The following is a 733-nucleotide window of genomic DNA, read 5'->3' on the forward strand; positions in this document are numbered from 1 at the left end:
TGCGCCCAGGTCGAGGAGGCCGCGACCGACCTGGCCTGCGACCTCACCGAGACGCTGGTCGGCGAGGCCGTCGCGATCTGCCAGGAGCCCGGCATCACCTCGGTGCGCCGCGCGCTGGCGCTCATGCCCGACGTCCCGTACGTCCGGCTGCGCCTGCACCCGGACGCGGCCGAGGGCGCCGACCACGCCGCCCTCGCCGAGCGCGGCGTCACCGTCGTGCCCGACCCGACGCTGGACCGGCTGGACTCCGTCGTCGAGACCGACGAGCAGGTCGTCGACCTGCGCCTGTCGTCGGCGATGGAGCGCGTCCGCGAGGTGCTGCGATGAGCGAGCGGAGCGAGCGAGCCATGGGCGCCGTCGTCGTCGGCGGGTCCGCGTACCGTCCCATCTTCACGGGGGTGCTCCGATGAGCGTGCTGACTCCCCAGGTGGCGCAGCGCGCCATGGCCGCCATCCCGCCGCAGGCCATGGGCCGCGTCGCCGGCGTGCTGGGCCTCAAGGTGCGGGTCGTCGGCCTCGAGGCCGCGGTCTCGGACCTGGTCGAGGTGCAGGGCGAGCGCCCGGTGCTGGCCGAGGTCACGCGGTGGACCGCACCGGTCTGACCTGCCTGCCGCTGGCGCCGCTGGAGGGCGTCCAGGTCGGCGCCGCCGTGCGCGGCACCGGCGGACCGCTGACCGTCGCGGTCGGCACGCGCCCTGCTCGGCCGCGTGCTGGACGGGCCTGGGGCCGCCCCG

The 733-nt window shown here is 76.7% G+C and carries 2 protein-coding genes; both read left to right on the forward strand.

Annotated elements, in window-relative coordinates; all coding sequences use genetic code 11:
• On the forward strand, positions 1-327 hold a 327-nt coding region (locus AC2W7G_RS17710), incomplete at its 5' end, for a FliH/SctL family protein (protein ID WP_485869587.1).
• Positions 328-406: 79 nt separating this feature from the next.
• The gene (locus tag AC2W7G_RS17715; protein WP_485869588.1) at positions 407-601 is read left to right on the forward strand and encodes a hypothetical protein; all 195 of its coding nucleotides are present in this window, start codon (positions 407-409) and stop codon (positions 599-601) included.
• Positions 602-733 lie beyond the last annotated feature (132 nt).

Source organism: Aeromicrobium sp. PFPM2_SD2 (assembly GCF_057364525.1).